At 59.6% G+C, this 3308-nt stretch carries 3 protein-coding genes; all 3 read left to right on the forward strand.

What is annotated here, in order from left to right:
• Positions 1–73: 73 nt before the first annotated feature.
• The gene (locus AC1DT3_RS15910; protein ID WP_477466217.1) at positions 74–1276 is read left to right on the forward strand and encodes an amino acid ABC transporter permease; all 1203 of its coding nucleotides are present in this window, start codon (positions 74–76) and stop codon (positions 1274–1276) included.
• Positions 1277–1284: 8 nt separating this feature from the next.
• Complete coding sequence (locus AC1DT3_RS15915; protein WP_477466218.1) at positions 1285–2604, forward strand: amino acid ABC transporter permease; 1320 nt, start codon at positions 1285–1287, stop codon at positions 2602–2604.
• A gap of 5 nt (positions 2605–2609) precedes the next feature.
• Positions 2610–3308, forward strand: a 699-nt coding sequence (locus AC1DT3_RS15920; protein WP_477466219.1) for an amino acid ABC transporter ATP-binding protein, incomplete at its 3' end; no start/stop codon positions are given.

Here is a 3308-nt window from a genome sequence, read left to right on the forward strand (position 1 = left end):
GCCAAAGACGAGGCCGCCGCATCTCAAGCGGTGAAGCCGCCCTAAAACAACAAGCGGTCAGAGGGTCATTTCAGTGCAGACGGTTACCAGCCAGGCATTGGAGCCTAAGCGGTCGTTTTTCTACGACCCCAAAATTCGCGGAATATTCTTCCAGGTTCTTCTCATCGTCGTTGTCGCTTACCTGTTCTATGTGGCGGGTTCGAACGCGGTCGAGAATTTGCGCCGTGCAAAGATCGCATCCGGCTTCGGCTTTCTCGAAGTCACCGCCGGATTCGATATCAGCCAGACCCTGATTCCGTTCAGCGCGGCCGGTTCGACCTATGGCGATGCATTTATCGTCGGCCTGCTCAACACCTTGGTCGTTTCGGCAATCGGTATCGTGCTCGCGACCTTCCTCGGTTTTACGGTCGGCATCGCGCGACTTTCGACCAACTGGGTCGTCGCCAAGGTGGCGATGGTCTATGTCGAGGTTCTCCGCAACATTCCGCTGCTGCTGCAGCTGCTGTTCTGGTACATCGCCGTGCTCGGTCCGCTGCCGCAGCCGCGCGACTCCCTGCAAATGGGCACGGGATTTTTCATCAACTCGCGCGGCTTCTTCATGCCACGCCCGCTCTTCGCGAGTGACGCGTGGATGGTGCTCGTCGCGCTCGTCATCGGCGTCGTCGTCAGCATCGTGTTCCGCCGCTTTGCCAAGAAGCAGCAGGAAGCCACCGGACGGCAATATCGGGTCGGCCTCGTGACCCTTGGGCTCGTGCTCGGATTGCCGGTTGCGACATGGATCGTCCTGGCCTTGGTAGGCGTGAATCCGATCACGTTCGAAGTTCCGCAGAAGGGTACGTTCAACCTTCGTGGCGGGATGCAGATCTTGCCGGAATTCGTCGCATTGCTCATCGGCCTCGTAACCTACACTGCGGCGTTCATCGCCGAGGTTGTGAGGGCGGGCATCCTCGCCGTCTCGAAAGGGCAGGCGGAAGCGTCAGGTTCGCTTGGTCTCAAGCCGGGGCAGACGCTCCGGCTCGTGGTGATCCCGCAGGCGATGCGCGTGATCGTGCCTCCGCTGACGAGCCAGTATCTCAACTTGACCAAAAATTCTTCGCTCGCAGTCGCCATCGGTTATCCGGACCTCGTCCAGGTCTTCATGGGTACGGTCCTCAATCAGACGGGACAGGCAATCGAGGTGGTGGTGATCACCATGGGCGTCTATCTGACGATCAGCCTCGTGACGTCGTTCGTCATGAATATCTACAATCGCCGCGTTGCCATTGTGGAACGGTGAGGGATTACATGAGCACCGCTCTCGACAGCAACCACTTCGTCCGCGCCGAACCGATCGAGGCGCTCCCACCGCCGAACCTCGCGCGTGGGCCGCTCGCCTGGATCCGGGAAAACCTGTTCTCGAGTCCCTTCAACACCGTGCTCACGCTCGTGGTGTTGTATCTGCTCTACGTGATCATTCCGCCGATCATCAACTTCATGTTCATCAACGCGGTTTGGACTGGCTCCGATCGTAGCGCCTGCCGCGCGGAAACGGCCGGACATCCGGTGGGAGCCTGCTGGGCCTTCGTCATCGATAAGATCCGGTACTTCACGTATGGCTCCTATCCAGGCGCCGAGCGTTGGCGTGTGAACATCTTCTTTGCTCTTCTCGCGCTCGGTGTTGCTTGGCTTCTCTGGCTGCGCGCGCCCCGGCGGGACCTCGGAGCGATCTACTTCTTCTGGCTGTTTCCGGTCGCCTCCTATGTTCTCCTGACCGGAGGCAATATCGATTTTGGGTTGCGGTTCTGGCTTTTCTTCATCGCCATCGGATTGCTGATCGTCGCTGGGATCGGACTTGCGGCGCACCTGACGCAGACGTCGGTCCGCTCTGCGGCGCTGATCGGGGGCGGCGCTTTTGCGGTTCTCGGAATCACGCTGCTGCTGATGGACATCGATTGGGGCCTGGAACCCGTGCCGAGTTCACTTTGGGGCGGCATTCTCGTCACCCTGCTCGTGGCAACCGTCGGTATCGTGTTTTCGCTGCCGTTCGGCATCCTCCTGGCGTTGGGACGACGCTCGAAATTGCCGATCGTGCGCATGGCGTCGGTCATCTTCATCGAGTTCGTTCGCGGCGTGCCCCTGATCACCGTGCTGATCATGGCGAACACCATGTTGCCGCTGTTCCTGCCGGCCGACATGACGGTGGATCGCTTGGCCCGCCCGCTCATCGGCGTCGCGTTCTTCGCATCGGCCTACATGGCGGAAGTGGTTCGCGGCGGGTTGCAAGCAATCCCGAAAGGCCAGTACGAGGGCGCCATGTCGCTTGGCCTGAACTATCCGCAGATGATGGTGTTCATCATCCTGCCGCAGGCTTTGCGCATCGTCATTCCGGGCATCGTCAACACGTTCATCGGATTGTTCAAGGACACGTCGCTCGTTTCCGTCGTCGGCATTTTCGACTTCATCAAGACGATCGAGGCCTCGCGCATCGATCCCAATTGGGCAGCTCCCACGATCAGCTACACGGGCTATGCCTTTGCCGCTCTGTTCTATTTCGTCTTCTGCTGGGGCATGTCGCGCTACTCGCTCGGCGTCGAGCGGCGACTGGCATCCGGTCAAAAACGGTGACATCCATGGCAACTACATCCACGCAACGACAAAACTCCGCCGCTGAACTCGACCCGAGAGCCGAACCGGCCGTGCAGTTGATCGACGTGCACAAGTGGTACGGCGAGTTTCACGTGCTGCGCGACATCAACCTGAATGTTCGGCGCGGCGAGCGCATCGTGATCTGCGGACCGTCCGGCTCAGGCAAATCCACGATGATCCGATGCATCAATCGGCTCGAGGAGCACCAGAAGGGGCGGATCATCGTCAACGGCACAGAGCTCACCAACGATCTCAAGCGCATCGACGAAGTTCGGCGCGAAGTGGGCATGGTGTTCCAGCACTTCAACCTCTTTCCCCATCTCACGATCCTCGAGAACTGCACGCTCGCGCCGATCTGGGTGAAGAAACTCCCGAAGAAGGAAGCGGAAGAGATCGCGATGAAATACCTGACCCGGGTCAAGATTCCCGAGCAGGCGAACAAGTACCCCGGACAATTGTCCGGCGGTCAGCAGCAGCGCGTAGCCATCGCCCGCTCGCTTTGCATGAACCCCAAAATCATGCTGTTCGACGAGCCSACWTCSGCSCTYGACCCYGARATGRTSAAGGARGTKCTCGACACSATGGTCGGSCTYGCYGAAGARGGCATGACSATGCTGTGCGTSACCCACGARATGGGCTTYGCSCGTCAGGTKGCCRAYCGGGTSATCTTCATGGATTACGGC

This window comes from Microvirga sp. P4_G7 (assembly GCF_056401005.1).